Here is a 246-nt window from a genome sequence, read left to right on the forward strand (position 1 = left end):
CGAGCAGAAGGCCATGGTGGACAAGGCGGTCGGCGCCGTCGAGAAGCGGGACAAGCCGCTCAAGGTGATGTGGTTCTACTCCACCTACGAGGGCACCCCCTGGGCGGCCGGGCCCGGTGGTCTGCCGCAGCACATCTCCAAGCTGGCCGGGGTGGAGAACATCTTCGCCGACGCCAAGACGAAGTGGGCCGAGGTGAGTTGGGACGAGGTCGCCGCGCGGAACCCCGATGTCATCATCCTGGCCGA

At 67.1% G+C, this 246-nt stretch carries 1 protein-coding gene; it reads left to right on the forward strand.

All coding sequences use genetic code 11. The annotated features are described in order from the left end of the window. Positions 1–246: ABC transporter substrate-binding protein (locus OO47_RS33120; protein ID WP_033211256.1), on the forward strand; the 246-nt coding region annotated here is incomplete at both ends.

This window comes from Streptomyces bikiniensis, from assembly GCF_000716625.1.
Taxonomy (GTDB): Bacteria; Actinomycetota; Actinomycetes; order Streptomycetales; family Streptomycetaceae; genus Streptomyces; species Streptomyces bikiniensis.